This is a genomic window from Lysinibacillus sp. CTST325 (assembly GCF_054665055.1).
In genome coordinates this window covers 1-958 of sequence record NZ_BAAFHO010000042.1, presented here as the reverse complement: position 1 = coordinate 958, position 958 = coordinate 1, and the positions used below count along the sequence as shown (strand labels likewise).

General features: G+C 29.7%; 1 pseudogene. It reads left to right on the top strand.

Going from position 1 to position 958, the window contains the following annotated elements:
* Positions 1-118 (top strand): annotated as a pseudogene (locus tag ACYQ73_RS28105) (IS4 family transposase); the annotation flags it as partial.
* Positions 119-958 lie beyond the last annotated feature (840 nt).

Below are 958 nucleotides of genomic sequence, written 5' to 3'. Positions count from 1 at the left end.
ACAGCTTCACACAAACAGTTCACGGACGTACTTACAAATTAGTAGGTACTTAAAAGCAGTACTATGGAAACCGGCACGTATTTGGCTTCGAAAAATCAAAGGAAATACGGTACCGTAAGGATTTTGAATTGTTAGTTGCCTCAGTCAAAGGTTATAGTAAAAAAATGGATGTTTACTATTTCTACTTTAGTATCTTTTATTTTCTTCAAAAACGGAAGGATAAGAAAACAGAAAATTCAATTAAAATTCGTGCGACGTTAGTGAATCAATTTTTATTTTAAATTATCGAACTTTGTTTTAAATGATCAATCTCTTCATAATAATTAGTTCTTTTTTAATTTGAATTGTAAATCAAACAATGTAATAAAGGCTATTCAATTGTATATATTTTGTGTTCCATAATAAATAACCGTAAAAAAACCCTGATACAGCAACACACTGTACAAAGGTTTGTATTTCATGCTAAATCATCTTATTTACAAGATAATGTGATTATAAAGTATAACGAGATTAGTTATACTCACTCATGTATTCTGTTTAAGTAATCAGTATACAATTTTTTTGTCTAGTATACATCTTTATTGTAACTCAACATATTCTGTAGCTTTTGAATAAAGTTCGATTAAAAGTAAGCCGCAAACACTGATTTTATACAGAAAGAAACCAACTGTTTTGAAACAAAGTTTGATCAAAACAGTTGGTTCTTTATTTATCTAGTTTGGTTTTTATTGATTATTTCTGGATGCGAATCTTCAATTAAAGTGCCCGTTAAAATTAGCACTTCACCACAGAAAATGAAAGATGATTTAGTTCTTTCATGGGAGTTCAATTAGAAAAAACATACTAAGATTAGTAGTGCAGACCAAGGCATTGGTTCGTACTACTATTTTTTTATATAGTAGAGGTGAAGAATAGGTCGGGCAGCTCTTTGGATCTTGAATCCGTAAAAAAAACTGAC